Genomic DNA, 26,099 nt, shown 5'->3' on the forward strand with positions numbered 1-26,099 from the left:
AGAAGAGAGCACCGTGTCCCTGGACTACCTCCCGTGGCAGCGTCCCCCGATCGATGCCGACCGGCCGTGCCTGCGCGATATCCGGCGTGAACTGACCTACGCCGAGGTCGACCGACAGGTCGCCGCCATCGCCGCTCAGCTGGCCGAGCAGGGCATCGGGCGTGGGGACGTCGTCGCGGTCATGCTGCCCAACCGGATCGAACTGCTGCTCGTGCTGTTCGCCGCCTGGCGCCTCGGCGCCGCCGTCACGCCGATCAACCCGGTGTTCACCGCCAGCGAGGCCGACTACCAGATCACCGACTCCGGTGCCGTCCTGGTGGTCAACGAGGGACCGCAGGCGCCGAGCGGCGGCCGGCCGGCCATCGCCGTGGACGAGCTGGCCACGACGCCCGACGGCGGTGCCCCCGCGCCGGTCACCTCGGCCGACGACCTGGCCCTGATCATCTACACCAGCGGCTCGACCGGCCGGCCCAAGGGCGTGCTCCTCGACCACCAGCGGCTCGCGGCGATGGCCGGCTCGATGGCGACCCACTGCCGGCTGACCGCCGACGACCACTGCCTGCTGGTGCTGCCGTTGTTCCACGTCAACGCCATCTGCGTCAGCTTCCTGGCGATGATGCTGCGTGGTGGGCAGCTGACCGTGCTCGCCCGGTTCGCCCCCGAGCCGTTCCTCGCGGCGGTGGAGCGCTACCGGCCCACCTACTTCTCCGCCGTCCCCACGATCTACGCCCGGCTGGCGGAGCTGCCCGAGACGGTCCGACCCGATGTCTCCTCGCTGCGTTTCGCCATCTGCGGCGCCGCCCCGGTGTCCCGCGAGCTGCTCGAGACCGTGGAGCGGCGCTTCGGCATCGTGCTGGTCGAGGGCTACGGACTCACCGAGGGCACCTGCGCCTCTGCGTGCAACCCCGTCGACGGCGTCCGCAAGCTCGGCACCGTCGGCCCGGCGCTGCCCGGCCAGCGGCTCGCGATCGCCGACAGCGAGGGACGGTTCCTGCCGACGGGCGAGGAGGGCGAGGTGCTCATCCAGGGCCCGACGGTGATGCTCGGCTACCTCAACCGCCCCGAGGAGACCGAGAAGGCGCTGGCCGGCGGCTGGCTGCACACCGGCGACGTCGGCCGGCTCGACGAGGACGGCTACCTGACCCTCGTCGACCGCATCAAGGACATGATCATCCGTGGTGGGGAGAACCTGTACCCCAAGGAGATCGAGTCGGTCCTGCACACCCACCCGGCGGTGCTGGAGGCCGCGGTCATCGGACGGCCCGACGCTCGCTACGGCGAGCTGCCCGTCGCCTACGTGACCACGTACCCCGGCGCCGAGGTCGACGCCGACGAGCTCATGGAGCACTGCCGGCGTGACCTGACCAAGGTCAAGGTGCCCGTGCAGATCGACCTGGTCGACAGCCTGCCGAAGAACCCCGTCGGGAAGATCGACAAGCCGACGCTGCGCAAGGCGCTCGTCCTCACCTGAGCGGGCGCACCCCGCCAGTCCCCACCCCTTCCCGCACGCCTCGCCGCCCGACCGGGCGACACGAGGCGATCCCGACGTGCCCTGACACGCGACCCAACCGACCGAGAGAGGAACCCCCGACCGTGGGAATGAAGACCGCGGACATGCCGCCGGTGGACCCGGCCCAGTACGAGTCGATGCCGTTCATGGAGCGCATGCGGATGCTCGCCACCCACTGGGTGGACTACGGCTTCGGCGGCCCCAAGAGCAACCACATGCTCTACGTCTACAAGCTGCTGCTCTACATCCTCGGTGGATTCGCGATCGTCGGCCTGACCACTCCGGGCCTGGGCGGCTTCACCGACCTCGCCGCCTGGTGGGGCGAGCCGATCGTCTACCAGAAGCTGATGGTCTGGACGGTGCTGTTCGAGATCCTCGGCTTCGCGTCGTCGTCCGGCCCGCTGGCCTTCAAGTTCAAGCCGTTCATCGGCGGTTGCCTCTACTGGATCCGGCGGAAGACGCTGCGCGTGCCCCCGTGGCCGGGCAAGGTGCCCTTCACCAAGGGCGACGAGCGGACGACCTTCGACGTCGCCCTCTACGGCGTCATCGTCGCCACGCTGCTGGTCCTGCTGCTCGGCCCCGGCGTCCCCACCGCGGCGCTGCCCGGCAGCACCGCCGGTCTGCTGCCCCAGTGGGCGCTGCTGACCTACGTGGCGCTGATCGTCGTCATGGGGCTGCGGGACAAGGTCGTCTTCCTCGCCGCGCGGTCGGAGCAGTACGTCGCCGTGATGTTCTTCTTCGGGATCCTGTCCAACCACGTCGACATGATCCTGGCCGCCAAGATCGCGATGGTGACCATCTGGGTCGGCGCCGGTGTGTCCAAGTTCGGCCACCACTTCACCAACGTGGTCCCGCCGATGATGAGCAACACCCCGTGGCTGACCTCGCTGACGTTCAAGCGGGCGCTCTACCAGGACTTCCCGCGGGACCTGCGGCCCTCGAAGGTCGCCTGGGGCTTCGCGCACATCGGCGGCACCGTCGTCGAGCTGGTCCTGCCCCTGGTGCTGCTCTTCTCGCCCAACGCGACCATCACCTGGCTGGCCATCGTCGGGATGATCGTGTTCCACATCTTCATCACCTCGACCTTCCCGCTGGCCGTGCCGCTGGAGTGGAACGTCTTCTTCATGTTCGCGACGGCCTGGCTCTTCGGCGCCTTCCCGGCCGGCTCCGGCTACGCGGTCACCGACATCAGCTCACCGTGGCTGCTGCTGCCGATCCTCGCCGTCTTCGTCTTCTTCCCGATCCTGGGCAACCTGCGCCCCGACCTGGTGTCCTTCCTGCCGTCGATGCGGCAGTACGCGGGCAACTGGGCCTCGGCGACCTGGGCCTTCCGGGGTGACGACGCCGAGGACAAGCTCAACCGCCACCTCGTGAAGTACAACCCCAACCAGGTGGACCAGTTGGCCGGCGCCTTCGGCAAGGACATCGCCGAGATCTTCATGCAGAAGGCGATGGCCTGGCGGACCATGCACAGCCAGGGCCGCGGCCTGATGTCGCTGATGATGCGGCACCTCGACCGGCTGGAGAACTACCGCATCCGGGAGGCGGAGTTCGTCTGCACGACCCTGGTGGGCTGGCAGTTCGGCGACGCCCACCTGCACAACGAGCAGACCATCCAGGCGGTGCAGAAGCGCTGCAACTTCGAGCCGGGGGAGTGCGTGATCACCTGGGTGGAGTCGCAGCCGATCCACAGGCCGACGCAGCAGTACAAGGTCATCGACGCCGCCCTCGGTGTCGTCGAGCGCGGCTACTGGAAGGTGGCCGACGCCGTCGCCGAGCAGCCGTGGCTGCCCAACGGTCCGATCCCGCACACGGTGACCTGGCGCATGGCTGGGTACACCCCCGCGGGTGACGACGACCAGCAGCGCACCCCGGCGGCTCTGAGCGCATGACGACGGCCGTGATCGTCGGCAGCGGGCCCAACGGGCTCGCTGCCGGCATCCGGCTCGCCCGGGCCGGTTGCGAGGTGCGGGTGCTGGAGGCCGCCGACCGGATCGGCGGCGGCACCCGCACCACCGAGCGGATCCTGCCGGGCCTGCTGCACGACGACTGCGCCGCGTTCCACCCGACGGGTGCGGCCTCCCCGTTCCTCGCCTCGCTCGGGCTGGAGCGGTACGGGCTGGCCTGGGCGGAGCCGGAGGTGCAGCTGGCCCATCCACTGGACGGCGGCAGCGCCGGCGCGCTGTGGCGGGACGTCGAGCGGACGGCGGACGCGCTGGGTGAGGACGGTCGCGCGTGGCGCCGGATCTTCGGCCGGACGGCGAAGCGTTTCGACGTCCTCGCCGGCGAGGTGTTCCGGCCCGTCGCGCACGTGCCGCGCCACCCGCTCGCACTGGCCGAGTTCGGGGTGCAGGCCCTCATGCCGGCGTCCTGGACGGTGCGCCGCTTCCGGACCCCGGAGGCGCGCGGCCTGTTCGCCGGCGCCGCGGCGCACGCCTTCGGCTCGCTGTCGACGCCGCTGTCGAGCTCGATCGGTCTCATGCTCGGCGCGGCCGGCCACGCCGCGGGCTGGCCGGTGGCCGTCGGGGGATCGCAGGCGATCGCCACCGCCATGGCCGCGATGCTGGAGGACGTCGGCGGCAAGGTGGAGACGGGCGTGACGGTCACCGACCTCGCCGAGCTCGACGAGCCGGACGTCGTCCTGCTGTCGGTGTCGCCGAAGGCGGCGCTGTCGATCCTCGGCGAGCGCCTCCCGCGCCGCGTCGCCCGGGCCTACGGGCGCTACCGGTACGGCCCGGCGGCGTTCAAGGTCGACTACGCGGTCGAGGGCGGCGTGCCGTGGACGAACGAGCACGCCCGGGCTGCGGGCACGCTGCACCTGGGGGGCACCTGGGAGGAGATCGCCGCCGCCGAGGCGGCGACGGCTCGGGGCCGGATGCCCGAGCGGCCGTTCGTGCTGGCCGGTCAGCAGTACCTGGCCGACCCCTCACGGTCGGTCGGGAACATCCATCCGTTCTACGCCTATGCGCACGTGCCCCACGGCTTCACCGGCGACGCGACCGAGGCCGTCACCGCGCAGATCGAACGGTTCGCGCCCGGTTTCCGGGATCGGATCGTGGGCACCCATGTCCGATCGGTGGAGGACATGGAGCGGTACAACCCGAACTACGTCGGTGGGGACATCAACGTGGGGGCCAACAGCGTGCTCCAGGTGGCGATGCGGCCACGGATCGCCGCCGATCCGTACGCCACGGGAGTGCCCGGCGTGTTCCTGTGCTCCTCGGCCACGCCGCCCGGTCCGGGCGTGCACGGGATGTGCGGCTACGGCGCCGCCGGCTCGGCCCTGAGGTTCGTCGGCTCCGGCACTCCGGGCGGCCGGGCGGGCTGACCGAGGCGTCATGAGCAGCGGCCTGGGGGCCCTTCCGCGGGACGGCGACGACCTGTCCGAGGAACGGGTCCTCCAGGTCGTTGCCGAGACCGCTCGCCGGCTCGACGCCGGCCAGCCGCAACTCGTGCGCACGATGAGCGACCTGCTGGCGCGGGAGATCACCGACCTCGACGGCGACCCGCGGCTGGTGGAACTGCTCGGGGCGAGCGTCGACGGCAACACCAAGACGCTGATCCACATCCTGGCGAACAACATCCCCGTGGAGCACCTGCGGCCCACGACGGCCGCGGTGGAGTACGCCCTGCGGCTCGCGCAGCGTGGCATCCCCGCGGCGTCGTTGATCCGCGCGTACCACATGGGCCAGGACAACTTTCGCCAGCGCAGCTTCGCGGAGGTGCAGCGCGGGGGGCATCCGCCGGAGCTGAGGCTGCTCGCGATGGACCGGATCTCGGCGGTGCTGCATCGCTACATCGACTGGATCACCCAGTACCTGATCGGCGAGTACGAACGCGAGCGGGCCCGGTGGCTGTCCAGCGAGGAGACGGTCCGCTCGTCCCTCATCCATGCGGTCATCGCCGGCCAGCAGGTGGACGCGGCCGGCTTCGAGGAGGGCACCGGGTACCGGCTCGACCAGTGGCACGTCGGCCTCGTCGTCTGGACGGCGTCTCCGGCGTCGCCCGTCGGAATGCCGATGGACAGCGCGGTCCACGAGCACCAGGCACTGGAGAGCTTCGTGCGCCGGCTGGCCGGCAGCCTGGGGTGCCCCCGGGCGCCCCTCGTGACCGCCGTCGACCGCTCCACCGCGTGGGCCTGGTTGCCCATGCGGGCCGCTGCCGACGGCACTCGGTCGCGGTCGCTCGACCTGACCGCCGTCCGGACCTTCGCGGACAGGAACGGCCGGACGCGGATGACCCTCGGGCCGCCCGCCTTCGGGGAGGCAGGTTTCCGGCGGACCCACGAACAGGCGCAGGCAGCCAGGTCGGTCGCGCTCATGGCCGGGGACAGGCTGCCCGCCGCGGTGGCCTCGGGCGACGAAGGCGTCGCCATCGTCGCCGTCATGGCCGGCGATCTGCCACGCACCCGCGCGTGGGTGGCGGAGGTGCTGGGACGGCTGGCTGTCGACGACGAGAACACCGCCGCCCTGCGCGAGACGATCCGGGTCTTCCTCCTGACCGGCGACAACTACTCGCGGACCGCCGAGTTGCTGGTCCTGCACCGCAACACCGTGAAGTACCGGGTCAGCAAGGTGCTCGAGGAGCGAGGCGGCTCCATCGACGGCCATCGGCTCGACCTGGCGCTGGCCCTGCAGGCCTGCCACCTCCTCGGCGCCAGGGTTCTCCAGCCTCGGCCCGGGACCTGAGGAGCGGTTCTGGAGCAGACGCCGCTCCCGGGGACGACCGGAGGGGCAGCCCTTCCCAATCCGGGCGGCGCGGGGCACGCTCGGTCCTGCTGGTCGGAGGTCACTGTCCCTGCGCAGTAGGGGAGGTGAGCCGTGAGTGCCGTCGCGGCTCCGTTTGACCCAAGGCTCGCCCCGTGCGGGCACACGCACGGCGGCGAGAAGTACCTGACCGAGGACCACGAGGGTCTGATCACCGAGGAACTCCGGTACTCCTGCGGGTGCCGGAGCGCCCGGGAAGAGTTCCACGACGGCAGCTGTCACCGCATGGTCGTCCACCACAACGGAAAGGTTCTGGCGGACGAGGAGTGGCGAGGTGAGTGACAGCGTCATACGCGCCACGCACGACGTCCTGATCGTGGGAGGAGGCGGCGCAGGCCTGCGCGCCGCCATCGCCATCGCCGAGACCAACCCCCGGCTCGACGTGGCCGTGATCTCGAAGGTCTACCCGATGCGCAGCCACACGGTCTCGGCCGAGGGCGGCGCGGCCGGGGTCATCGCCGACGACGACAGCCTCGAGGAGCACTGCTACGACACGGTCTCCGGCAGCGACTGGCTGGGCGACCAGGACGCCATCGAGGCCTTCGTCCGGGAGGCCCCGGAGGAGCTCTTGCAGCTCGAGCACTGGGGCTGCCCGTGGAGCCGGCGGCCGGACGGGCGCGTCGCCGTCCGCGCGTTCGGCGGCATGAAGAAGATGCGCACCTGGTTCGCCGCCGACAAGACCGGCTTCCACATGCTGCACACGCTGTTCCAGACCTCGCTGAAGTTCGGCGAGGTCCGCCGGTACGACGAGGAGTTCGTGACCCGGCTGCTGGTGGACGACGGCCGGGTGCACGGCGTCGTGGCGATCGGCCTGATGAGCGGGCGGATCCAGGCGATCACCGCGAAGTCGGTCATCCTCTGCACCGGCGGCTGCGGCAAGGTCTTCCCGTTCACCACGAACGCCAGCATCAACACCGGCGACGGCATGGCCCTGGCCTACCGCGCGGGCGCGCCGCTCAAGGACATGGAGTTCGTCCAGTACCACCCGACCGGCCTGCCGTTCACCGGCATCCTCATCACGGAGGCCACCCGAGCCGAGGGCGGCTGGCTGCTCAACAAGGACGGCTACCGCTACCTGCAGGACTACGACCTGGGCACGCCGACCTACGCGCCCCAGCTCCGCAGCATGGAGCTCGGCCCCCGCGACCGCCTGTCGCAGGCGTTCGTGCACGAGATGGAGAAGGGCCGGACCGTCGAGTCGCCCTACGGGGACGTCGTCCACCTCGACCTGCGCCACCTCGGCGAGAAGCTCATCGACACGAAGCTGCCCTTCGTGCGCGAGCTGTGCCTGAAGTACGAGCGGATCGACCCCGTGTACGAGCTGATCCCCGTCCGCCCGGTGGTGCACTACATGATGGGCGGGGTCTCCACCGACATCGACGGCGCGACCCCGCTCGGCGGCCTGTACGCCGCGGGGGAGACCGCGTGCGTGAGCATCAACGGAGCCAACCGCCTCGGCTCCAACTCGCTGCCCGAGTGCCTGGTGTTCGGTGCCCGGGCCGGGCGGGCGGCGGCCGAGTACGCCTCCGCCGCGGGGACGACGCCGTCCGTCATCGAGGCCCAGGCCGACGACGAGGTCCGCCGCCTCGAGCACGACCTGCTGGGCAAGGGACCGGGCACCGAGAGCATCGCCGCCATCCGCGACGACATGCAGGCCACGATGGAGGAGGCCGCCGGCATCTTCCGGACCGGACCGGAGATGGCCAAGGGCTCCGACACCCTCGCCGCACTGCAGGAGCGCGTCGCGAACGTCGGCCTCGCGGACACCAGCCGCTCCTTCAACACCGAGCTCCTGGCCGCCCTGGAGCTGGCCAACATGCTCGACATCAGCGAGTGCATCCTCACGGCCGGGATGCAGCGGGAGGAGTCCCGTGGGGCGCACCAGCGCACCGACTTCCCGGCCCGCGACGACGAACGCTTCCTGACCCACCTGCTCGTGTACCGCAATCCCGACGGGACGTCGCGGGTCGAGCGGGCCCCAGTGACCATCACCCGGTGGGCTCCGGGTGAACGGATCTACGGCAGGTAGCGATGGCGGACAGCATCCGGCTGAGGGTGTCCAGGTACCGACCCGACACCGACTCCGAGCCGCACTGGCAGGAGTACGAGGTCCCGATGCGGAAGGAGTGGACGGTCCTCGACGGCCTCAACCACGTGAAGAACGAGGTCGACACCACGCTGTCGTTCCGCTGGTCGTGCCGCATGGGCATCTGCGGCAGCTGCGGCATGAACGTCGAGGGCGAGCCCAAGCTGACCTGCGCGACGTTCCTGTCCGACTACGCGCCGGGGCCGGTCACGATCGAGCCCCTCGCGAACTTCCCCGTGGTGCGCGACCTCGTCGTCGACCTGTCCGACTTCATGGCGAAGCTGCCCCGGGTCAAGCCGTGGATCATCCGCCCGGACGACGACCCGCACCGGCACGTGGAGCCCGACGTCGAGTACCTCCAGACACCGGAGGAGCTGGACGCCTACAAGCAGTTCAGCATGTGCATCAACTGCATGCTCTGCTACTCCGCCTGCCCGGTGTACGGCCTCGACCCCGAGTTCATCGGACCGGCCGCCATCGCGCTCGCCGAGCGGTACGACCTCGACTCCCGCGATCACGGCGGGCGGCAGCGGCTCGACGTCCTCATCGAGCACGAGGGCGTCTGGGGCTGCACGTTCGTCGGCGAGTGCACGCGGGTGTGCCCCAAGCACGTGGACCCGGCGTCGGCCATCCAGCGCTACAAGCTGAAGACGGCGCTGCAGACGGTGAAGGCGTTCCTGCTCCCGCGGGGCGCCCGATGACCGATCTGCGCCTCTACCGGCCGCGCGTCTCGACCTGGTGGTGGACCCGGAAGCGCACCTACCTCGTCTTCGTGCTGCGCGAGCTGAGCAGCGTCTTCATCGCCTGGTTCGTGGTGTACCTGCTGCTGCTGATCTACGCCGTCGGCCAGGGCGAGGCGGCGTACCAGCGCTTCCTCGACTGGGCTTCCGCACCGTGGGTGATCGCCCTCAACGTCCTCGCGCTGGTCTTCGTGCTGCTGCACACGGTGACCTGGTTCGCCCTCACCCCGCAGGCGATGGAGGTCCGGCTGGACGGCCGGAAGGTGCCGGACTTCCACATCCTCGCCGGGCAGTACACCGGCCTGGTCGTGGTCTCCCTGTTCGTGCTCTGGCTGGTGACCCGGTGAGCAAGCGGAGGGTCGAGCCGCTCGTGTGGCTGATGTTCAGCGGCGGCGGGGTGCTGGCCGCGGTGTTCCTCCCGATCCTGGTGCTGCTGTTCGGGCTGCTGGTCCCGCTGGGCTGGCTCGATCTGGACTACGCCCACCTGCGCGCCGTCGTCGGGCACCCGCTGACCTTCGTGGTCCTGCTCGGCCTGTTCGTGCTGATGCTGGTGCACAGCGCCCACCGCTTCCGGTACACGCTGTACGACGGGCTGCAGATCAAGAACAAGCGGCTCGTCGCGGTGCTCTGCTACGGCGCGGCGATCGTGGGCTCGGTCGCCGCGGTCGTCGTGCTCTGGTCCGCCGCCTGACCAGGAGGGCCGATCGGATGGGGACGACGCTGCCGGCCTTCACGCCGCTCGAGGACAGCCTGTTCCTCACGCTCTGCTGCCGGGCGCTCGACAACCGCTCGCCGCATCCCGTCCTCGGTGATGCCACGGCCGACGAGATCGTCCGCACCCTCGGCTACGACTACGGCCCTCTGCACATCGACACGAACCTGCTCCTCAACGTCGCGGTCCGGGCCAAGAAGCTCGACGAGGTGGCGTCGGCGTTCGTGGCCCGGCACCCGGACGCCGTCGGGCTCGACCTGGGTGCCGGCCTGGACACCCGCGTGCTGCGCATCGCCCCGCCCTCGACGGTCGACTGGTACGACGTCGACCTCCCCGGGGTCGTCGACGCGCGACGGCGCCTGATCTCGGCGGGTGCGCACGCCCACGCCCTGGCCGCGGACGTGCGGGACGCCGACTGGCTGGACGCTGTCCCCACCGGCCGGCCGGCCGTGATCGTCGCCGACGGGCTGATGGCCTTCCTGACCCAGGACGAGTGGGTCTCGCTGCTCAGGCGCCTGGTCGGCCACTTCCCGAGCGGGGAGATGGTCTTCAACAGCTACACCCGGTTCGGCATCCGGGCGGCCAAGCGCTCCCGCGGCACCAGGTCGGTCGCCGACCTGGTGCAGTTCCCCGGCGTCGACGACCCCCGCGCCCACGAACGGTGGGTCCCCGGGCTGCACCTCGTCAGGGAGATCCTGCTCAGCCGGGAACCCGAGGTCGACCGGTTCCCGCGGGGCCTGCGTCTCTACTACCGGCTCTCGGCACACAGCACGGCCTGGTCCCGGAAGGGGACCGTCGTCCTGCACTACCGCTTCTGACGCCGATGGCCGACGCGGCGGCGACCGCGGCTGCGCGGGTGGCCGAGGTCCGCGACGAGCCGGCGGCGCGCTACGCGCTGGCGGCGCGGTTCTACCGGGGCGCCACGGGACCGCGACGGCGGTACGCCCCGGCCGAGCTCGGCTTCCTGCGCTGGACGCTCGCCCGGGGTGTGCTGGCGCCGCCGGACGCCGAGCCGCCCGGCAGCCCCTGGTGGCGGGCGGTCAACGAGCGGCTGCTGCGGGACAAGGTGGAGGCCGATCTGCTGGCCGGGGGCGCACCGGGCACGCCCAGCGCGGCCCGCGTCGAACTGTGGCTGCGGTTCCTCCGCGACCCGGCGCCGGCGGCCTGGTACCGCGCCCACAACGCCAGCGTCGTGGCCGGCTACCTCGAGCACGAGCGGTTGACGGCGGACGAGCTGCCGGTGGAGCGGTTCATGATGAACGTCGCGCTGCTGCGGGTGCTCTACACCCACGCGCTGGTCGCCCGGCCGCGGCTCGCCCTCGGCCCGCTGCGCCTCCTCGGCCCGGTGCTCGCCGACCCGCGCGGACCGACCGTCGGACTCTTCCTCGACCTGCGCCGCTCCTTCCCCAGCCACTACCCGCTGCGGATGCCGCTGGCGGAGGCGATCGCCCGGGAGCAGCCGCTCGCCCGCGCGCTCGACTACGGCGTGATCGCGCCCCGGCTCCCGGACCTGTACGCGTTCTCGGCCGCCGCTCTGGGTGAACCGCGCCTGACCGGCCTGCTGGACGACGGCGCCCCGGCCTACGCCTGGCCGCACGCGGACCGGTCCATCTGGAGCGTCGGCAACACCGGCCGCCACCCGCGCGCGCTCGCCGTCCTGACCGGCGTGGGACCGGACTACGACCGGCAGTTCGGCTGAGGGGGCCTCACGGCTCGACGGCGAACAGTTCCCACTCGTCCGGGACGCCCTTGAGGGCGTGCGGCCCGCGCTCGGCGAGGTGCAGCCCCGATCCGACCAGGATGTCCCGCACCGTCCGGGAGACGAGGATCTCGCCGGCGCCCGCCGCCTGCATGACGCGGGCCGCGATGTGGACGGCGATGCCCCCGACGTGGGAGCCGCGCAGTTCCACCTCGCCGGTGTGCGCGCCGGTCCGGATCTGCAGGCCGAGCCGGCCGACGTCCTCCCGCAGCGCCAGCACCGCCCGGACCGCGCGCCCCGGGCCGTCGAAGGTGGCCAGGACGCCGTCCCCGGTGGTCTCGACCAGCCGGCCGCCGAAGGCCGCCACCACCCGTCGCGCCGTCTCGTCGTGCCGGTCCAGCAGTTGCCGCCAGCGCGCGTCACCGAGGGCGTCGGCGAGCCCGGTGGATCCGACGATGTCGGTGAAGACGATGGTCGTGAGCGCGCGCTCCGGCGCGGTGCTGCGCAGCGCGCCGGTGAGGAACTCCTCGATGGCGTCGACCGCCAGCTCCGGGTGTTCCCAGGCCAGTGGACCGTCGCGCCCCGGCAGCTCCACGAATGTCGCGCCCTCGACGATCTCGGCGAGGTAGCGGCCGTGCTCGATGCGGTACATCGCGTAGTCGCTGCGGTGCAGCACCAGCGTGGGCACGTGGACGCTGCGCAGCGCCGGGCGGGCGTCGGCGTCGAGCATCGCCGTCAGGTAGGCCCGGACCGCGCCCGGACTGGCGATGCTTCGGGTGTAGCGCGCGAACCACCGGCGGAAGTGCTCGTCGGAGGCGTGGCTGGGCACCTGCAGGTGCGCGTGGTCCTCGGTGCCCCAGGTCTCGACCACCTGGTCGACGACGGCGGCGGCGCGCTCCGGTGTGGTGCCGATCGGGTAGTCGTCGGCACTCAGGACCCGCGCGGCGGTGTTCGCGAGGATCAGCGCGCTCGTCCGGTCGGGGCGCGTGGCCGCGAACAGCGCCGCCATCGGGCCGGCGTCCCACACCCCCATGACCGCCGCGCGCCGGGTGCCGACGGCGTCCATGACCGCGAGGACCTCTTCCAGATACGACTCCCACGGCGGCAGCGCGTGCAGCGGAAGCGGGTCCGAGACGCCCGACCCGCGGCGGTCGAACCGGATGAGCCGGCAGAACCGGCTCATCCGGTGGTACATGGCCACCAGCTCCGGGTCGTCCCAGTCCAGGTCGATGCTGCTGAACGTCCCGGACGACAGGACGAGGTCGGGCGGCCCGCTGCCGACGACCTGGTAGGCGATGCGCTCGTCGCCGAGCCGCGCGTACCGCGTCTGGGGTTCCGGCGGGACGCTCACGGCACGCGGCGCGCCGTCACTCCCGCTCGAGGACGTGCAGCCGGCGCACGGTGAGGTCGTCGATCTCGAGCCGGTCCACCTTCATCTGGCCGATCGCCAGCTTCCGGATCACCAGGTGCCAGATCGCCACGGCGGCGAAGGCCGAGGCCGCGGAGGCGAACGCCGCCACGGCCGCGAAGACGACGCTGCGGGCCCCGGTCGCCGCCGCTCCGGTCGCGGTGGCCCCGGTGGCGCTCGACCTGACGGTTGCTGTCCTCATGGCGTCCTCCCCGATCGCGGCGGCTCGGCTGAGAGGCGGTCCATGATGCCGCGCCGTCCGTTCAGTCGGGGGGCGGCGCGGGTCGCTGGACGGTGTAGTCGAGTTCTTCGAGCATCGCCGCGGCGGCCTCCGGGTCCGCCCGGACGGCCCGGCGCAGCGCCGGCGTCCCCGGGCCGGACCTCGCCCGCCGGCCCCGGCGGTCGCGCAGCGGGGCCGGCCACAGCGCCTGGATCGAGGCGTTGAGGTGCGCGCCGAGGATGATCGCGAACCCGATGAAGAACGTCGCGAGCAGGAAGGCGATCGGCGCGCCGAGCGCGCCGTACGTGTAGCCGGTGGAGGAGATCCAGTCGAGGTAGAGCCGCAGACCGGTCGTTCCCGCGAAGAAGACCAGCGCGGCCAGGAAGGCGCCGGGCAGGCCGCGGTACCAGGGCGGCTTGAGCGGCAGCGCCACCTTGTACAGCGTGGTCAGCGCCACGAGCAGGACGACGCCGGTCAGCGGGGAGTAGAGCGCGGTCGTGACCGCCTGCACCGTGGGCTCCCACGAGTCCGGCAGCACGGGCAACAGCCGTTCGGGGCCGAGGGTCAGCAGCGGGATGGCGATGATCCCGGTCAGCAGGCTGACCAGGTACATGATCGCCGCGAGGACGCGCTGCCACAGGAGGTTGCGGATCTCGTACTGGCCCCACGCCCGCGTGATGGCGTCGACGAACGCGGCCATCGCCGAGGACCCGAACCAGAACGAGAGGAAGAACCCGACCGAGACCACACCCGCCTGGGTCGTGTTCAGGATGTCCGCCACCGTCGGGACGACGATCTGGTCCAGGGCCTCCTCGCTGAAGAAGCCGCCGGTGAGCTGGATGATCCACCGCTGCACCGCCTCCACGGTGTCGGGGCCGAACACCCGCCCGACGAAGCCCAGCGTGCCGAACAGCCCCAGCAGCAGGGGCGGCACCGAGAGCGTCTGCCAGAACGCCGCGGACGCCGACTCGCTGAAGATGTCGTCGTTCCAGGCGTTGCCCAGGGTCCGCCGGAGCACCCGCTGTGCGGCGCTGCGCCGCGACTCCCGCGGCGCGACCGCCGGGGCCGCGGCCGGGACGGGGGGCCCGACGCCGGTCGCCGTCCGCTCGCTGCGCATCTCCGGCACCCGGACAGCATGCTCTGTGCGGCAACGGCGCGGCCCGTCCAGCGCGACGCGGCCGCTCGGTTCCCGAGCACCAGGGCACGGGCGACCGATCCCCGCCCGGCGCACCGGCCAGGGATCGGTCGCGGCGATGGGTGGCTATCCGCCGACGCCGGCGAGGACGCGCCCCGAGGTCAGCTCCAGCCAGCGGGTGATCCGCCCGTTGACCTCGTCGGGCCTCTCCAGCATGAGGAAGTGGCCGACCCCCTCGATCAGCTCGGACTCCGATCCGGGCCCGCAGTACTGGAGGACGCGCTCGACCTGCTCCTGCGTCATCCCGTGGCAGCCGTCGCGGGTGCCGTGCAGGTAGAGGACGGGCTGGGGGACGGTGCCGCCCCAGGCCGCGCCCTGCTCGGCCGCCCACTCCGGGGTGCCGTACCGCGGCGGGTCCGCGATCGACCAGTAGTAGCCCAGCGCGGCGCGCAGGTGCTCCGGGTCGGAGAGGGCCTCCCCGAAGCGGTCGACGTCCTCGTCGGCGGGGTAGCCGGGGGACCAGTCGTTCCAGACCTTCCGGATGAACTCCCAGTCGTCCTGGCGGAGCCGGTCCTCGATCACCTGCTGCATCTGGAAGAACCAGAAGTAGAAGCTCTTCTTGATCTGCTCGTAGGTGCCGAAGTTCTCGCCGAGGATCTCCAGCGGCGGGATGTTGAGGATCACCGCCCGGCCGAAGGTGTCGGGTGCGCGGCTCAGCGCGCCCCAGGCGCCGACCGCACCCCAGTCGTGGGCGACCAGGAGGGCGTCGGGGCCGCCGCCGAGCTCCCGCCCGAGGGCGATGTGATCGGCCACCATCGTGGCGGTGTGCACGTAGTGGCGGTCCGCCGGCAGCTCCGTGGGTGCGAACCCGCGCATGAACGGGGCGACGGCGTGGAAGCCGGCCTCGGCGAGGGCCGGCAGCAGGTAGCGGTAGCTGTGCGGCGTGTCGGGGAAGCCGTGGGTGCACAGCGCCAGCGGGCCGTCACCCGCCTCCAGGTACTCGAAGGTCAGGCCGTTCGCCGCGACACGGCCACGCTGGAACTCGGTCATCGGGTGGACTCCTTCTGGTCTCCGGACCTCGTTCTCGGGCGGGGGCGGTGGGCCGGGCGTCCGGGCCACCCGGCGGGCCGTCGACCGCGCCGTGCGCATCGCTCCGGCCGGGCCCCCTCCGGCCGGAGTCCTGGTGGACGGTCGCCGGCGTGCATGCGCTCGCCCCTGAGGGGCCGCTCCCGTCGCGGTGCGACGGGAGCGGCCCCCACCCTGGCACCGGCGCCCACCGGCCGGAGTCGATGCGTCGCGTGATCAGGGAGCGCGCGGCGCGTGGTGACCCTCGGGGAGCGGTGGTCACGTGCCGGGGTCGTCACCGGGCTCGGACGTCGCCCGTTCCCGCGACCGCGGCCGGCTCGCGCGCGGCGGCGACGGCGGACGGCGACGCGGTGCGCCACGCGCTGCGGTCGAACACCATCGTGGCGGCAACGGCGAGGGCCACGACGGCCAGGTAGATCAGGTCGGCCCGGCGGGCGTCGGCGCCGGAGAACCCGAGCATGCCGTGGGTGAGCGCCCCCTGGCTGGCGTGGAAGAGCATGACCGGGAGCAGGCTGCCGCGGGTCCGGTTGAACAGCCAGACGTACAGGAACGTGATGACGACGGTGGTCGGGAGCCCGATCCACGTCAGGTTGCCCAGCGGCACCAGCGGGAAGTGCCAGCCGGCCGCCAGCACGCCCAGCACCGCGGCGGAGGCGATCGGCGACCACCGGGACTGCAGGTGGGGCAGGGCGTAGCCGCGCCAGCCCGGCTCCTCGCCCAGAGCGCCGTCCGTGGGATCGACCAGGCGCAGCGCCAGCAGGAGCGCCACGTCCGTCCAGGCGATCGCGGCGAGGCCCAGGGCCGGCGCACCGAACCACGCGTTGACCAGGCCGGTGACGAGGACCAGGACGACGGGGAGCCCGATGGCGACCACGTACCAGGGCCAGCCGACCCGCCACCGCAGCAACCGGGACAGCAGCTCCCGGTAGCCGGCACGGCCCTCGGCGATCCCGATGACCACGATCGCCGCGACCAGGGGAGCGCCGGCGAAGAACGAGAAGCCGTACGGGATCAGACCGGCGGCGGCGAGCGGCCAGGGCGCCCAGGCGAACACGTAGGCCAGGACGAAGAACGCGGCGAGACGGTGGTGGCGAACCCAGGTCATGACGGCCTCCGGCGGACGGGAAGTGGACGAGACGAGGCTGTCGCTCGGGCCGCGGGCTGGGTAGCGGGCCATCCCTGGAGCGGGACTACGGGGCTGTCCCCGTAGTCGCGGTACGGGAGCGGTGCCAGCATCGACCCATGGCCGCGCGGGTCCTGATCGTCGACGACCATGCGCCCTTCCGGTCGCTGGCCCGCCGGCTGCTGGACCTGGCCGGGTTCCAGGTCGTGGGCGAGGCGGCCGGCGGTGCCGACGCGCTCGACGCGGTGCGACACCTGGCGCCCGACGTCGTCCTCCTCGACGTGCAGCTCCCGGACGTGGACGGCTTCGCGGTCGCCGAGGAGCTCGCCGCCCGGGGGGAGGCGCCGATCGTCGTCCTCGTCTCCAGCCGCGCCCGCCTCGACTACGGCCACCGGGTGGCCTCCAGCTGCGCGCGCGGATTCATCGCCAAGGCGGAGCTCTCCGGCGAGACCCTGTGGCAGGTGATCGACGGTCCGGAGAGGGCGAACGGGTGCACCCGCTGAGCCGGCGGGCCCGCTGGTGGATCGGACTGGCCGCTCTCGTCGCCGGAGCAGCCGCGGCCGCCGCGCTGGTGTGGGGCGGCTACGACGTCCCGGCCCAGCTGCTGCCGCCCACCCTCGTGCTCGGTCTCGCAGTCGGCTGGTCGTTCATCGCGATGGGCGCCGTCGCGTGGACCGGCCGGCCGCGCAGCCGCACCGGCGCGCTCATGGTGGCGCTCGGCTTCGCCTGGTTCGCCCGGTACGTCGTCGCGGTCGCGGTGTACCCGGCGTTCGTCGTCGGCGTCCTGCTCGGCTCGGTGTACCTGAGCGTCCTGGTCCACCTGCTGGTGACCTATCCCGACGGGCGGCTGCACGGCCCGGTGGAACGGGTGGTCGTCACCGTCGGCTACCTGCTCTCCGCCCCGCTGGACCTGTTCTTCCTCGCCGTGTTCTCCGCCGACCGGGGGCTGGGGGAAGGGCCGCCCCCGAACGGGCTGGTGATCCTGCCGACCAACGGGGAGTTCGCCCCGACCGGCGTCGACCTCGCCGTCCAGGGCGTCGTGGTGCTGCTGTTCCTGACCGTGCTGGCCATCGTGTTCGGACGGTGGCGCGCGGCCGGCCCCGCCCTGCGCCGGAGCCTGGGCCCCGCGGTGGCCGGGGGAGCGGTGATCGTGCTGGCGATCCTGGTGGAGCGGACGGCGATCCTGCTGCTCCTGCCCCCCGCTCTCGGGGTCGTCTTCGCCTGGTCGGCGCAGGTCGTCCTGGTCCTGTGGCCGCTGGCGCTGCTGCTCGGCCTGCTGCGCAGCCAGCTGGACCGCTCCGCCGTCGGCCGGCTCGTCGTGGAGCTGGGGGCGGGGGTGCCCGAACCCGCCCGGCTCCGCGGCATCCTCGCCCGCACGCTGCACGACCCGTCCCTGGAGCTGGCCTTCTGGCTGCCCGAGCGGGGGGCGTTCGTCGACCCACGCGGCGCCCCGGTGGTCGTGGAACCCGTGGACGGCCGGGCGGTGACCTACCTGGACCGGGACGGCGAGCGGATCGCGGTGCTCCGGCACGACCCCGCGCTCACCTCGGACCCCGAGCTCGTGGCCGCGGTCGCGGCCAGCGCGAGTCTCGCCGTGCAGAACGAGCGGCTGCACGCCGAGGTCCGCAACCAGTTGCGCGAGGTCTCCGCGTCGCGGGCCCGCATCGTCGAGGCCGCCGACGCGGCGCGCCGCCGCGTCGAGCGCGACCTGCACGACGGCGCTCAGCAGCGGCTGGTGACCGTCGCGCTCGCGCTCCGGCTGGCCCGCAGCCAGGTCGGCGCGGCCTCGCCCGAGGAGGTGGTCGCACTCCTGGACGAGGCGAACGCCGAGCTCGCCGGCGCGCTCGACGAGCTGCGCGAGCTGGCCCGTGGCATCTACCCGGTGCTGCTCACCGACGCCGGGCTGGGCCCGGCGCTGGCCTCCCTGGCCGACCGCGCCCCGATCGCGGCGACGCTCGGCGCGATGCCCGCCCGGCGCTGGCCCGGCCCGGTCGAGCAGACCTGCTACTTCGTCGCGTCCGAGGCACTGGTCAACGCGGTCAAACACGCGAACGCTACGACGGTGGCCATCGACGTGCGCGACGACGTCGGCGGGCTGTGCGTGGAGGTGATCGACGACGGTGTCGGCGGCGCCGACCCGACCGGGTCCGGGCTCCGCGGACTGGCCGACCGGGTCGCCGCGCTCGGTGGCCGGTTGCACGTGCACAGCCCGCGGGGCGGCGGCACCCGAGTGACCGCGACGCTGCCGTGCGCGTGATGGTCGCCGATGACGCGGCCCTCTTCCGGGCGGGCGTCTCGCGGCTGCTGACCGACGCCGGCATCGAGGTCAGCGCGCAGGTCGGCGACGCCGCGTCGCTCCTCGACGCCGTGGAGCGCGACCCGCCCGACGCGGTCGTCGTCGACATCCGCATGCCGCCCACGCACACGACCGAGGGGCTGCAGGCCGCGCGGGCCCTCGCCACCCGCCACCCCGAGGTCGGGGTGCTCGTGCTCTCCGCCTTCGTCGAGCCGCACTACGCGATGCAGCTGATCGAGTCGGGGGCGTCCCGCGCCGGCTACCTGCTCAAGGAACGGGTCACCGATCCCACCGAGCTGACCGATGCCCTGCGGCGCATCGCCGGCGGCGGCGTCGTGATCGACCCCGGGGTCGTCGCACAACTGCTCGGCCGGCGCCGGGCGGACAACCCGCTCGACGTCCTCTCCGCCCGCGAGCGCGAGGTGCTGGCGGTCATGGCGGAGGGGCGCTCCAACCAGGCGATCTGCGACCGCCTGTTCCTCAGCCCCAAGACGGTGGAGGCCTACGTCCGCAGCGTCTTCACCAAGCTGGACCTGCACGAGGCGGCGGACAGCAACCGGCGCGTGCTCGCCGTCCTGACCTACCTCCGCGCCTGACGCCGTCGGTCCGGTCGGAGCACGCGCCCCGGGCGCACACTGAGGACTCAGGGCCGGGGGTGCCATGACCGAGATCAGCCTCGACGACGGGTACACGGTTCCGGGTCGCCACTGGCACCGGCTGGACGACGGTCGCGTGCAGTGCGACGTCTGCCCGCGGGAGTGCCGGCTGCACGAGGGCCAGCGCGGGCTGTGCTTCGTCCGCGGCCGCGTCGCCGACCAGGTGGTGCTGACCTCCTACGGGCGGTCCAGCGGATTCTGCGTCGACCCGATCGAGAAGAAGCCGCTCAACCACTTCCTGCCCGGCAGCGCGGTGCTCTCGTTCGGCACCGCCGGCTGCAACCTCGCCTGCCGGTTCTGCCAGAACTGGGACATCTCCAAGTCCCGCGAGATCGACCGGCTCGCCGACGCGGCCGGCCCGGACGACATCGCCGAGGCCGCCGAGCGGCTCGGCTGCCGCAGCGTCGCCATGACCTACAACGACCCCACGATCTTCCTCGAGTACGCGGTGGACGTCGCCGACGCCTGCCGGGCCCGGGGCATCAGGTCGGTCCTCGTGACCGCCGGCTACATCGGGGACGCCGCCCGGCGGGAGCTGTACGCGCACGTCGACGCCGCGAACGTCGACCTCAAGGCGTTCACCGAGGACTTCTACCGCCGGATCTCCGCCGGCCACCTGCAGCCGGTGCTCGACACCCTCACCCACCTGCGGCACGAGACCGACGTGTGGTTCGAGATCACCACGCTGCTCATCCCGGGGCACAACGACTCCGACGAGGAGATCGACGCCGAGTGCGCCTGGATCGCCGCCGCCCTCGGCCTCGACGTGCCGCTGCACTTCACCGCGTTCCACCCGGACTTCAAGATGCGCGACGTCCCGCCGACCCCGCCGTCGACGCTGACCCGGGCCCGCCGGATCGCGCTGCGCCACGGCCTGCGCTTCGTCTACACCGGCAACGTCCACGACGCCGACGGCGGACGGACCACCTGCCCCGGCTGCGGCCAGGCCGTGGTGGAGCGGGACTGGTACGTCATCGGCGGCTACCGGCTCACCGACGACGGGCGCTGCAGGTCGTGCGGCACCGCCGTCCCGGGGCGGTTCGACGGGCCGGTCGGCCGGTGGGGGGCCCGGCGGCTGCCGGTGTCCCTCGCCCGCAGCTGAGCCATGCGCGTCCGCCCGCCCGCGGTCGCCGGCCGGTTCTACCCCGCCGACCCCGGCGCCCTCGCCGCCCTGGTCGACGAGCTGCTGGGCAACGTGCCGGCGGAGGAGCCCCGCGCCCGGCCGGCCGCGGTCGTCGCACCGCACGCCGGCTTCCAGTACTCCGGCGCGGTGGCGGCACACGCCTACGCGCAGCTCGTCCCGTGGCGCGACGAGATCACCCGCGTCGTCGTCCTCGGGCCGGCGCACTTCGTGCCGCTGGAGGGGATGGCCGTCCCCGGCGTCGACGCCTGGGCCGGCCCACTGGGGGAGGTGGGGATCGACGACGACGCGAGAACCGTCGCCGCCGGGTCCGCCGACGTCGCGGTGAACGACGCCCCGCACGCGCCCGAGCACTCCCTGGAGACCCAGCTTCCGTTCCTCCAGCGCAGCCTGGACCCGGACGTCCGCGTGCTGCCCGTCGTGGTCGGCCGCACATCGCCGTCCTCGGTGGCGGCCCTGCTGGGCCGGCTGCTCGAGCCCGGCACGGTCGCCGTCGTCTCCACCGATCTGAGCCACTACCTCGACCAGCGGACCGCCCGCGCACGGGACGACCGCACCGCCGCCGCCGTCCTCGCCCGGGACGTGTCCGCGCTCCGGCCGGACGACGCGTGCGGGTACTGGCCGCTACGCGGCCTGCTGCACCTGGCCGCGGAACGCGATCTCGCCGTGGAACCGCTGCGGCTGGCCACCTCCGCCGACGTCGGCGTGGACCCCCGCCGGGTCGTGGGCTACGGGGCCTTCCTGCTGTCCGCGGTCAGCGCTCCGGGCGCAGCGTGATCCCTACCGCTCCGGCGCCCTGGTCCGCGTCAGCTCCACCACCACGCCCATCCGGGTGGGCCGGGGCGCCAGGTGGTCGCGGCACCACCGCTCGCAGTCGGCCAGCAGGTTGCCCGTCGAGAGGGGGCGGGGCGGCTGTGCCCGGCCGGGGCGGGCCGGCGCGACGACCCGCGGGTCGGCGGCCCTGGCTGCCGCCAGGACCTGCTGGACGCTGTGCCGGGCCACGCGGAGAGCTCCTGTCGTCGACTGCCGACCAAGGGCACAACAGTGCCGCTCGCGGAGGGAGGAAGGGGTGCGCGGCCCTCGGGGCCGGCGGTGCACCGACTCTAGGGTGACCGCCGCCCCGCCCCGGGGACCTCGGCGTCGTGGCGTCGGCCACGCCGTCGTCTCACCAGTAACCCTTGGTGCCGTCCAATTGCTCGCGGAGGAGATCCAGGTGCCCGACGTGCCGGGCCGTCTCCTCGAGCATGTGGTGCAGCATCCAGCGCAGCGTCTCGGCGCCGTACTCGGGATGCCGCCCGACGTCGTCGAACGACGCGGCGGCGATCGTCTCGTTCGACACCGCGCACTGCGCGGCGTACTCGTCCAGCAGCCGGGCCAGCGGGACGTCGTCGACCATGAAGTCGGCGTCGTCGACGTCCCCGAACTGCGGGTTCTCCTCCTCCCCCCGGCCCAGGAAGACCACCTCGAACCAGCAGTGCTCGACCCAGCGCAGGTGCGACACGAGCCCGGCGACGGTCAACAGCGGCGAGGTGGGCAGCAGCGCCCGGTGCGCGTCCTCCTCGGAGAGCCCGGCGCACTTGTAGGGCACCAGCGCCCGCTGCAGCTCCAGCCAGCCGATCAGCTGGGTCCGTTCGTCGGCGATCCGGGGCGGGCGTTCGCGGGGCGGGGTCACCCGGCGGACCGTAGTGCCGCGACGGCGGCGCGGCGCACCGTTCTCGCGAGGCACGGACGGCGGTACTTTCGCCCGGTACCGCCCCGTTCCGTAGGGGGAGTCATGGAGGCCGCAGCCGTCCGAGCCGCCCTGCAGCACTACATCGACCGGAGCGCGGCCGGCGACCAGGACGCCGCGCACGAGATCTACGCCCCCGACGCCGTGCTGGAGTTCCCGCAGTCGGGGGAGCGGTTCGAGGGCGTCCCCAACTTCAAGGAGTGGCGGCGGCAGTACCCCGCCCCGTCGGTCGACCTCGAGCTGCGCCGGGTCCGCGGCGCCGGCGACGTCTGGGTCGCGGAGTTCGGCGTCCGCTACGGCGACGGGCCGTGGGGCTTCGGCGTCGACATCCTGGAGTTCCGCGGCGACCGGGTCTCCTGCGAGACCATCTACTGGACCGAGGGGTGGGACGCCCCGGAGTGGCGGGCTCCGTGGCGGGCCGCTCCGGCCGGGGAGGAGGCGGCGCCGTGAACCGACGGGAACCGGGCCGGCGTGCCCTCGTCCGCATCGAGAAGCTGGTCACCGCCCGGACGGCCGTCCGGCGCAAGCTCGACCGGGAGATCGGCAGGTCCGTCGCGCGAGCCCGGGCGGACGGCGCCTCGTGGTGGCGGATCGGGCGCGCGCTCCGGGGGCGGTGACGACCGCCTCGCACTAGGCTCCGCGCCACCCGCGGGGGTACCGGAAGGGGAGCCCGCATGGACGCCGGCGTCGACACCCTGCAGAAGGCGCTGCAGATCAACCTCGACCTGCGCTGGTACGGCACGATCGCCGAGATCGGGGCCGGTCAGGAGGTCGCGCGCTGGTTCTTCCGCGCGGGCGGCGCGGCGGGCACGGTCGCCAAGACGATGTCGGCCTACGACATGGCGGTCAGCGACGCCGTCTACGGCAAGTCCGACCGCTACGTCTCCAAGGGCCGGCTGCAGGCGATGCTCGACCACGAGTTCGAGCTCAACCTCGAGCGGCTGAGCGACCAGCGCGGCGACGACACCTCCTTCTTCGCGTTCGCCGACACGGTGGTCGCCCGCAGCTACCGCGGCGGCAACGAGTGCCACGGCTGGATGGGCGTGAAGTTCCAGTCCCACCCGCGCGACGAGCCGAGCCAGATCGTCCTGCACGTGCGGATGCTCGACGACGATGCCGGGCAGCAGCAGGAGGCCCTCGGCGTCGTCGGGATCAACCTGCTGCACGGCGCCTTCTTCCAGCATCACGAGCCCGACCGCGTCGTCGAGAGCCTGCTCGACCAGCTGACCACCGGCCGCATCGAGATCGACCTGATCGAGATGCGCGGCATCGAGTTCCGCGCGGTCGACAACCGCCTGCTCGCGCTCAAGCTCGTCCAGCTCGGGCTCAGCGGCGCGGCGATGTTCGCGCCGGACCGTCAGGTGCTCCAGCCCAGCGAGGTGCTGCGCAAGAAGGCGATCCTGGTCGAGCGGGGCAGTTTCCGGCCGCCGACCGTCGTCAACATCGACATGCTCGAGGCGGCCCGGGAGAAGTTCGAGGCCGATCCCGCCGTCGCCGGCCGCGACGTCCTGCTGCTCACCGAGCTGACCATGGCCAACCTGCGGGCCGAGGGCGAGGTCTCGCGCAAGGACTTCCTGGCCCGCGCGGACCTGCTCTCCGCGTGCGGCCTGACCGTGCTGGTCAGCGACTTCCTCGCCTACCACCGGCTCGCGGCCTACCTCGCCATGCGCACCGACGGCCGGCTCGGCATGGTCATGGGGGTCCCGAGCCTGCTCGGCCTGTTCGACGAGTCGCACCACGCCGACCTGCCCGGCGGCATCCTCGAGAGCTTCGGCCGGCTGTTCAAGAACGACCTGCGGCTGTTCGTCTACCCGATGCTCCGGGACGACGCCGTCGTCACCGTCGACACCGTCGAGGTCGCGGACGACCTGCGGCCGCTGTTCGACTACCTCTACCGCCGCGGCAGCTTCGTCTGCCTGGACAACTACAAGCCCGACTTCCTGCCCATCCTCAGCCGGGACGTGCTCCGGCGGATCCCCACCGAGGACACCGGCTGGGAGTCGCAGGTGCCGACCGAGGTGGCCGAGCTGATCAAGAAGCGGGGCTTCTTCGGCTTCCCACGCGACCGCGGCCTGCCGTCGGCCTGAGCGCCGCCGGAACCCGCGTCCGGGGGACCACATGGGACCCGGGGACGACGCCCGCCGGCAGCGGCGTGTCCGGCGGTGGCTGGTGGCCGCCGGCCTGGGTGTCCTGCTGCCCTTCCTCGCCGTGCCGCTGCTGAGGGGCGGGGTCGACGAGCCTCGGCGGGCCGAGCCCGCCGCGCACCCGGAGGAGCCGGACCACCCCGACGTCCGGGCCGCGCTGATCGACCAGCCGGCACGGGGCTCGCTGGCCGGGGACCGGCGGTGGCTGGCCGGCGTCGCCGCGCTGAGCTGGGGGTGGTCCGACCCGGCCGGCGTGGCGCCGGCGAGCGAGCCGGTGGAGCCGCCGGCCGGGACCCGCACGGTCGCCTTCGCGGGTGACGTCCCCGGGGGACGGGTCGCGCTGCTGCTCGCGCGCCCCGAGGGCGCGGTGGTGTTCCACGCCTGGTTCACCGGCCCCGAGAACGCCGAGCCCGACGACATGCGGCTCGCCGCGAGACCGGCGGAGGTGGCGCCGCACGACCCGCTGGCGCTGTGGGACGTCCCCTCCCAGGCGGCCAGCGCCGTGGTCACGGTGGTGTCCTTCCCCGGCGACCAGATCGAGGTCGTGACCGGGCGGACGGTCACGGCGTCCGGCCAGACGCAGGAGCGCTGGGCGCACGTCCCCAGCGAGGACGGCGCCGGCGCGGTGCGCGTGGACCCGCTGGCGAGCCGGCTCGGGACGCCGCCGGTACGCGTGCTGCGGCCGGGCGGGGGCGTCGCCCCGTTCTCCCCGGAGTTCACCGACCGCTCCGACGGCGACCAGCGGCCCTTCCCGGTGCAGCCGGCCGATCCGCGCGGGCTGCGCGGTGCCGTCCCGGACGGCCGGCTCGACCTCGCCGTCGGCGTTCTGGCCGCGCAGTACGGCGCGAACGCCGACGACATCGCCCTGACCCTGCTCCTGAGCACCCCGGGCGCGCTGCTCGTGGGTGGCACGTTCCCCTCGGGCGCCACCACCGCCTACGTCGCGACCTACCGGACGGACCCGCGGTCCGCCCCCGGCCCGCCGACCTACTCCACCCTGGTCCGGCCCGCGCCGGCCGGACCCGCGGTGCTCGACCGGGTGTTCGCCCTGCGCCTGTCCGGTTCCCTCGTCGTGAGCGGGCCGAGCGCCGGGGCTCGGGCCGAGGTCCTCCTCCTGGACGGCACGCTCGCCGCCACGGTGCCGCTCGTCGACGGCGCGGGGGTCGCCCCGCTGCCTTCCCGCGCCGCGGAGACCGTGCGGATCCTCGACGGCTTCGGCGTCCCGCTGGTGACCGCGCCCATCAGCGGGCCCGCGGGATGAGCCAGACACGTCCTAGCGGATCGGGCCGCGCCAGCTGTGGTCGCGGAAGTCCTCGGCCGCGGGGTCGGCCAGGCCGCGGTCGCCGCCGGGGTCGGCCGCCGCGCGCGTCCCGGAGTGCACCCACAGCGGGCGGCCCCGGCCGGCGGGACGGCGTCGCGCGGTGGGCCGGCCGACGATCGGACGCCGTGTGCAGGCACGGATGTGCACCGGCGTCCTCCTTGGAGAAATGTTGCGGCGCGGCCTCCTGCCAGCGCCCAACGATGATGCGGGACGGCTGCCCTGCGGCGGCCGGGGCACACGGCCACGATCTGACGAAGAGCGCCGGATGCCTTCTCGCGGGTCTCGGGTTGAGTCCGGCCGCTGCCTGCCGACATCGGCCGGACACGC

Annotated in this window: 28 protein-coding genes; 20 read left to right on the forward strand and 8 right to left on the reverse strand. The window is 73.1% G+C overall.

What is annotated here, in order from left to right; genetic code table 11:
- Positions 1 to 13: 13 nt before the first annotated feature.
- The 11 genes from AB3388_RS03935 to AB3388_RS03985 all read left to right on the forward strand — a co-directional run bounded on the left by AB3388_RS03935 (position 14) and on the right by AB3388_RS03985 (position 11,513).
- Positions 14 to 1,471: a class I adenylate-forming enzyme family protein gene (locus AB3388_RS03935; RefSeq protein WP_495409451.1), complete on the forward strand. Its 1,458-nt coding sequence runs from the start codon at positions 14 to 16 to the stop codon at positions 1,469 to 1,471.
- Between the two features lie 128 nt (positions 1,472 to 1,599).
- A complete protein-coding gene (locus tag AB3388_RS03940) occupies positions 1,600 to 3,402 on the forward strand; it encodes a DUF3556 domain-containing protein (RefSeq protein ID WP_495411433.1) in 1,803 nt (600 codons plus the stop codon).
- Positions 3,399 to 4,838, forward strand: a complete 1,440-nt coding sequence (locus tag AB3388_RS03945) for a phytoene desaturase family protein (protein ID WP_495409452.1) — start codon at positions 3,399 to 3,401, stop codon at positions 4,836 to 4,838. Before AB3388_RS03940 ends, AB3388_RS03945 begins: the two co-directional genes overlap by 4 nt.
- 10 nt (positions 4,839 to 4,848) lie before the next feature.
- Positions 4,849 to 6,198: a PucR family transcriptional regulator gene (locus AB3388_RS03950; RefSeq protein ID WP_495409453.1), complete on the forward strand. Its 1,350-nt coding sequence runs from the start codon at positions 4,849 to 4,851 to the stop codon at positions 6,196 to 6,198.
- A 132-nt stretch (positions 6,199 to 6,330) separates the two neighbouring features.
- Positions 6,331 to 6,558 carry a hypothetical protein gene (locus AB3388_RS03955; protein WP_448625303.1) on the forward strand — a complete coding sequence of 76 codons (228 nt, stop codon included), beginning with the start codon at positions 6,331 to 6,333 and terminating at the stop codon, positions 6,556 to 6,558.
- Positions 6,551 to 8,305, forward strand: coding sequence for a fumarate reductase (quinol) flavoprotein subunit (frdA, locus tag AB3388_RS03960; protein ID WP_495409454.1), 1,755 nt, complete (start codon positions 6,551 to 6,553; stop codon positions 8,303 to 8,305). The genes AB3388_RS03955 and frdA overlap by 8 nt, the downstream gene beginning before the upstream one ends.
- Before the next feature lie 2 nt (positions 8,306 to 8,307).
- Entirely contained in the window at positions 8,308 to 9,063 is a 756-nt protein-coding gene (locus AB3388_RS03965; RefSeq protein WP_495409455.1) for a succinate dehydrogenase/fumarate reductase iron-sulfur subunit, read from the forward strand.
- Positions 9,060 to 9,449 carry a fumarate reductase subunit C gene (locus tag AB3388_RS03970; protein WP_495409456.1) on the forward strand — a complete coding sequence of 130 codons (390 nt, stop codon included), beginning with the start codon at positions 9,060 to 9,062 and terminating at the stop codon, positions 9,447 to 9,449. Before AB3388_RS03965 ends, AB3388_RS03970 begins: the two co-directional genes overlap by 4 nt.
- A complete protein-coding gene (gene frdD / locus AB3388_RS03975; RefSeq protein WP_495409457.1) occupies positions 9,446 to 9,793 on the forward strand; it encodes a fumarate reductase subunit FrdD in 348 nt (115 codons plus the stop codon). Before AB3388_RS03970 ends, frdD begins: the two co-directional genes overlap by 4 nt.
- 17 nt (positions 9,794 to 9,810) lie before the next feature.
- Positions 9,811 to 10,632, forward strand: a complete 822-nt coding sequence (locus AB3388_RS03980; protein WP_495409458.1) for a class I SAM-dependent methyltransferase — start codon at positions 9,811 to 9,813, stop codon at positions 10,630 to 10,632.
- Between the two features lie 5 nt (positions 10,633 to 10,637).
- The gene (locus AB3388_RS03985) at positions 10,638 to 11,513 is read left to right on the forward strand and encodes a hypothetical protein (protein ID WP_495409459.1); all 876 of its coding nucleotides are present in this window, start codon (positions 10,638 to 10,640) and stop codon (positions 11,511 to 11,513) included.
- 7 nt (positions 11,514 to 11,520) lie between these two features.
- Here the strand turns inward: AB3388_RS03985 and AB3388_RS03990 are convergent, their stop codons facing one another.
- The 5 genes from AB3388_RS03990 to AB3388_RS04010 all read right to left on the reverse strand — a co-directional run bounded on the left by AB3388_RS03990 (position 11,521) and on the right by AB3388_RS04010 (position 16,467).
- On the reverse strand, positions 11,521 to 12,864 hold the full coding sequence (locus AB3388_RS03990; protein ID WP_495409460.1) for an adenylate/guanylate cyclase domain-containing protein: 1,344 nt from the start codon (positions 12,862 to 12,864) through the stop codon (positions 11,521 to 11,523).
- Between the two features lie 16 nt (positions 12,865 to 12,880).
- Positions 12,881 to 13,123 (reverse strand): hypothetical protein, encoded by a 243-nt coding sequence (locus AB3388_RS03995; RefSeq protein ID WP_495409461.1) that lies wholly within the window; start codon positions 13,121 to 13,123, stop codon positions 12,881 to 12,883.
- Between the two features lie 61 nt (positions 13,124 to 13,184).
- A complete protein-coding gene (locus tag AB3388_RS04000; RefSeq protein WP_495411434.1) occupies positions 13,185 to 14,258 on the reverse strand; it encodes a YihY/virulence factor BrkB family protein in 1,074 nt (357 codons plus the stop codon).
- Between the two features lie 144 nt (positions 14,259 to 14,402).
- Positions 14,403 to 15,326, reverse strand: a complete 924-nt coding sequence (locus AB3388_RS04005; protein ID WP_495409462.1) for an alpha/beta fold hydrolase — start codon at positions 15,324 to 15,326, stop codon at positions 14,403 to 14,405.
- 310 nt (positions 15,327 to 15,636) lie between these two features.
- Entirely contained in the window at positions 15,637 to 16,467 is an 831-nt protein-coding gene (locus tag AB3388_RS04010; RefSeq protein ID WP_495409463.1) for a CPBP family glutamic-type intramembrane protease, read from the reverse strand.
- Between the two features lie 137 nt (positions 16,468 to 16,604).
- Between AB3388_RS04010 and AB3388_RS04015 the strand changes: the two genes are divergently transcribed.
- The 5 genes from AB3388_RS04015 to amrB all read left to right on the forward strand — a co-directional run bounded on the left by AB3388_RS04015 (position 16,605) and on the right by amrB (position 21,355).
- A complete protein-coding gene (locus tag AB3388_RS04015; RefSeq protein WP_495409464.1) occupies positions 16,605 to 16,988 on the forward strand; it encodes a response regulator in 384 nt (127 codons plus the stop codon).
- Complete coding sequence (locus AB3388_RS04020; protein ID WP_495409465.1) at positions 16,976 to 18,742, forward strand: sensor histidine kinase; 1,767 nt, start codon at positions 16,976 to 16,978, stop codon at positions 18,740 to 18,742. Before AB3388_RS04015 ends, AB3388_RS04020 begins: the two co-directional genes overlap by 13 nt.
- Complete coding sequence (locus AB3388_RS04025) at positions 18,742 to 19,377, forward strand: response regulator transcription factor (protein ID WP_495409466.1); 636 nt, start codon at positions 18,742 to 18,744, stop codon at positions 19,375 to 19,377. The genes AB3388_RS04020 and AB3388_RS04025 overlap by 1 nt, the downstream gene beginning before the upstream one ends.
- A gap of 64 nt (positions 19,378 to 19,441) precedes the next feature.
- A complete protein-coding gene (amrS, locus tag AB3388_RS04030; protein WP_495409467.1) occupies positions 19,442 to 20,539 on the forward strand; it encodes an AmmeMemoRadiSam system radical SAM enzyme in 1,098 nt (365 codons plus the stop codon).
- Positions 20,540 to 20,542: 3 nt separating this feature from the next.
- Entirely contained in the window at positions 20,543 to 21,355 is an 813-nt protein-coding gene (gene amrB / locus AB3388_RS04035) for an AmmeMemoRadiSam system protein B (protein ID WP_495409468.1), read from the forward strand.
- A 3-nt stretch (positions 21,356 to 21,358) separates the two neighbouring features.
- Here amrB and AB3388_RS04040 read toward each other — a convergent pair whose 3' ends face one another.
- Together AB3388_RS04040 and AB3388_RS04045 are read right to left on the reverse strand one after the other, a co-directional pair.
- Positions 21,359 to 21,580 (reverse strand): hypothetical protein, encoded by a 222-nt coding sequence (locus AB3388_RS04040; RefSeq protein WP_495409469.1) that lies wholly within the window; start codon positions 21,578 to 21,580, stop codon positions 21,359 to 21,361.
- 163 nt (positions 21,581 to 21,743) lie between these two features.
- Positions 21,744 to 22,250, reverse strand: a complete 507-nt coding sequence (locus AB3388_RS04045) for a DinB family protein (protein WP_495409470.1) — start codon at positions 22,248 to 22,250, stop codon at positions 21,744 to 21,746.
- A 102-nt stretch (positions 22,251 to 22,352) separates the two neighbouring features.
- On the opposite strand from AB3388_RS04045, the gene AB3388_RS04050 reads away from it, so the two are divergent.
- Genes AB3388_RS04050 through AB3388_RS04065 form a run of 4 tightly spaced genes read left to right on the forward strand, consistent with a single transcriptional unit; the run spans position 22,353 to position 25,712 of the window.
- On the forward strand, positions 22,353 to 22,757 hold the full coding sequence (locus AB3388_RS04050) for a nuclear transport factor 2 family protein (protein WP_495409471.1): 405 nt from the start codon (positions 22,353 to 22,355) through the stop codon (positions 22,755 to 22,757).
- Complete coding sequence (locus tag AB3388_RS04055; RefSeq protein ID WP_495409472.1) at positions 22,754 to 22,924, forward strand: hypothetical protein; 171 nt, start codon at positions 22,754 to 22,756, stop codon at positions 22,922 to 22,924. Before AB3388_RS04050 ends, AB3388_RS04055 begins: the two co-directional genes overlap by 4 nt.
- A 57-nt stretch (positions 22,925 to 22,981) precedes the next feature.
- A complete protein-coding gene (locus tag AB3388_RS04060; RefSeq protein ID WP_495409473.1) occupies positions 22,982 to 24,394 on the forward strand; it encodes a TonB-dependent receptor in 1,413 nt (470 codons plus the stop codon).
- A 31-nt stretch (positions 24,395 to 24,425) separates the two neighbouring features.
- Positions 24,426 to 25,712, forward strand: a complete 1,287-nt coding sequence (locus tag AB3388_RS04065) for a hypothetical protein (RefSeq protein WP_495409474.1) — start codon at positions 24,426 to 24,428, stop codon at positions 25,710 to 25,712.
- A gap of 12 nt (positions 25,713 to 25,724) precedes the next feature.
- Here AB3388_RS04065 and AB3388_RS04070 read toward each other — a convergent pair whose 3' ends face one another.
- On the reverse strand, positions 25,725 to 25,919 hold the full coding sequence (locus tag AB3388_RS04070) for a hypothetical protein (RefSeq protein WP_495409475.1): 195 nt from the start codon (positions 25,917 to 25,919) through the stop codon (positions 25,725 to 25,727).
- Positions 25,920 to 26,099 lie beyond the last annotated feature (180 nt).

Source organism: Geodermatophilus sp. SMS 5-13 (genome assembly GCF_059428245.1).

What these genes read in the sequence shown, in the direction of transcription:
- AB3388_RS04025 (WP_495409466.1), top strand. Translation starts at nt 18,742, where the DNA reads ATGGTCGCCGATGACGCGGCCCTCTTCCGGGCGGGCGTCTCGCGGCTG.
- AB3388_RS04000 (WP_495411434.1), bottom strand. Translation starts at nt 14,258, where the DNA reads ATGCGCAGCGAGCGGACGGCGACCGGCGTCGGGCCCCCCGTCCCGGCC.
- AB3388_RS03940 (WP_495411433.1), top strand. Translation starts at nt 1,600, where the DNA reads ATGAAGACCGCGGACATGCCGCCGGTGGACCCGGCCCAGTACGAGTCG.
- AB3388_RS03965 (WP_495409455.1), top strand. Translation starts at nt 8,308, where the DNA reads ATGGCGGACAGCATCCGGCTGAGGGTGTCCAGGTACCGACCCGACACC.
- AB3388_RS04060 (WP_495409473.1), top strand. Translation starts at nt 22,982, where the DNA reads ATGGACGCCGGCGTCGACACCCTGCAGAAGGCGCTGCAGATCAACCTC.
- AB3388_RS04015 (WP_495409464.1), top strand. Translation starts at nt 16,605, where the DNA reads ATGGCCGCGCGGGTCCTGATCGTCGACGACCATGCGCCCTTCCGGTCG.
- amrS (WP_495409467.1), top strand. Translation starts at nt 19,442, where the DNA reads ATGACCGAGATCAGCCTCGACGACGGGTACACGGTTCCGGGTCGCCAC.
- AB3388_RS03970 (WP_495409456.1), top strand. Translation starts at nt 9,060, where the DNA reads ATGACCGATCTGCGCCTCTACCGGCCGCGCGTCTCGACCTGGTGGTGG.
- AB3388_RS04005 (WP_495409462.1), bottom strand. Translation starts at nt 15,326, where the DNA reads ATGACCGAGTTCCAGCGTGGCCGTGTCGCGGCGAACGGCCTGACCTTC.
- AB3388_RS03985 (WP_495409459.1), top strand. Translation starts at nt 10,638, where the DNA reads ATGGCCGACGCGGCGGCGACCGCGGCTGCGCGGGTGGCCGAGGTCCGC.
- AB3388_RS03950 (WP_495409453.1), top strand. Translation starts at nt 4,849, where the DNA reads ATGAGCAGCGGCCTGGGGGCCCTTCCGCGGGACGGCGACGACCTGTCC.
- AB3388_RS04065 (WP_495409474.1), top strand. Translation starts at nt 24,426, where the DNA reads ATGGGACCCGGGGACGACGCCCGCCGGCAGCGGCGTGTCCGGCGGTGG.
- AB3388_RS03980 (WP_495409458.1), top strand. Translation starts at nt 9,811, where the DNA reads ATGGGGACGACGCTGCCGGCCTTCACGCCGCTCGAGGACAGCCTGTTC.
- AB3388_RS03995 (WP_495409461.1), bottom strand. Translation starts at nt 13,123, where the DNA reads ATGAGGACAGCAACCGTCAGGTCGAGCGCCACCGGGGCCACCGCGACC.
- AB3388_RS03945 (WP_495409452.1), top strand. Translation starts at nt 3,399, where the DNA reads ATGACGACGGCCGTGATCGTCGGCAGCGGGCCCAACGGGCTCGCTGCC.
- AB3388_RS04010 (WP_495409463.1), bottom strand. Translation starts at nt 16,467, where the DNA reads ATGACCTGGGTTCGCCACCACCGTCTCGCCGCGTTCTTCGTCCTGGCC.
- amrB (WP_495409468.1), top strand. Translation starts at nt 20,543, where the DNA reads ATGCGCGTCCGCCCGCCCGCGGTCGCCGGCCGGTTCTACCCCGCCGAC.
- AB3388_RS04050 (WP_495409471.1), top strand. Translation starts at nt 22,353, where the DNA reads ATGGAGGCCGCAGCCGTCCGAGCCGCCCTGCAGCACTACATCGACCGG.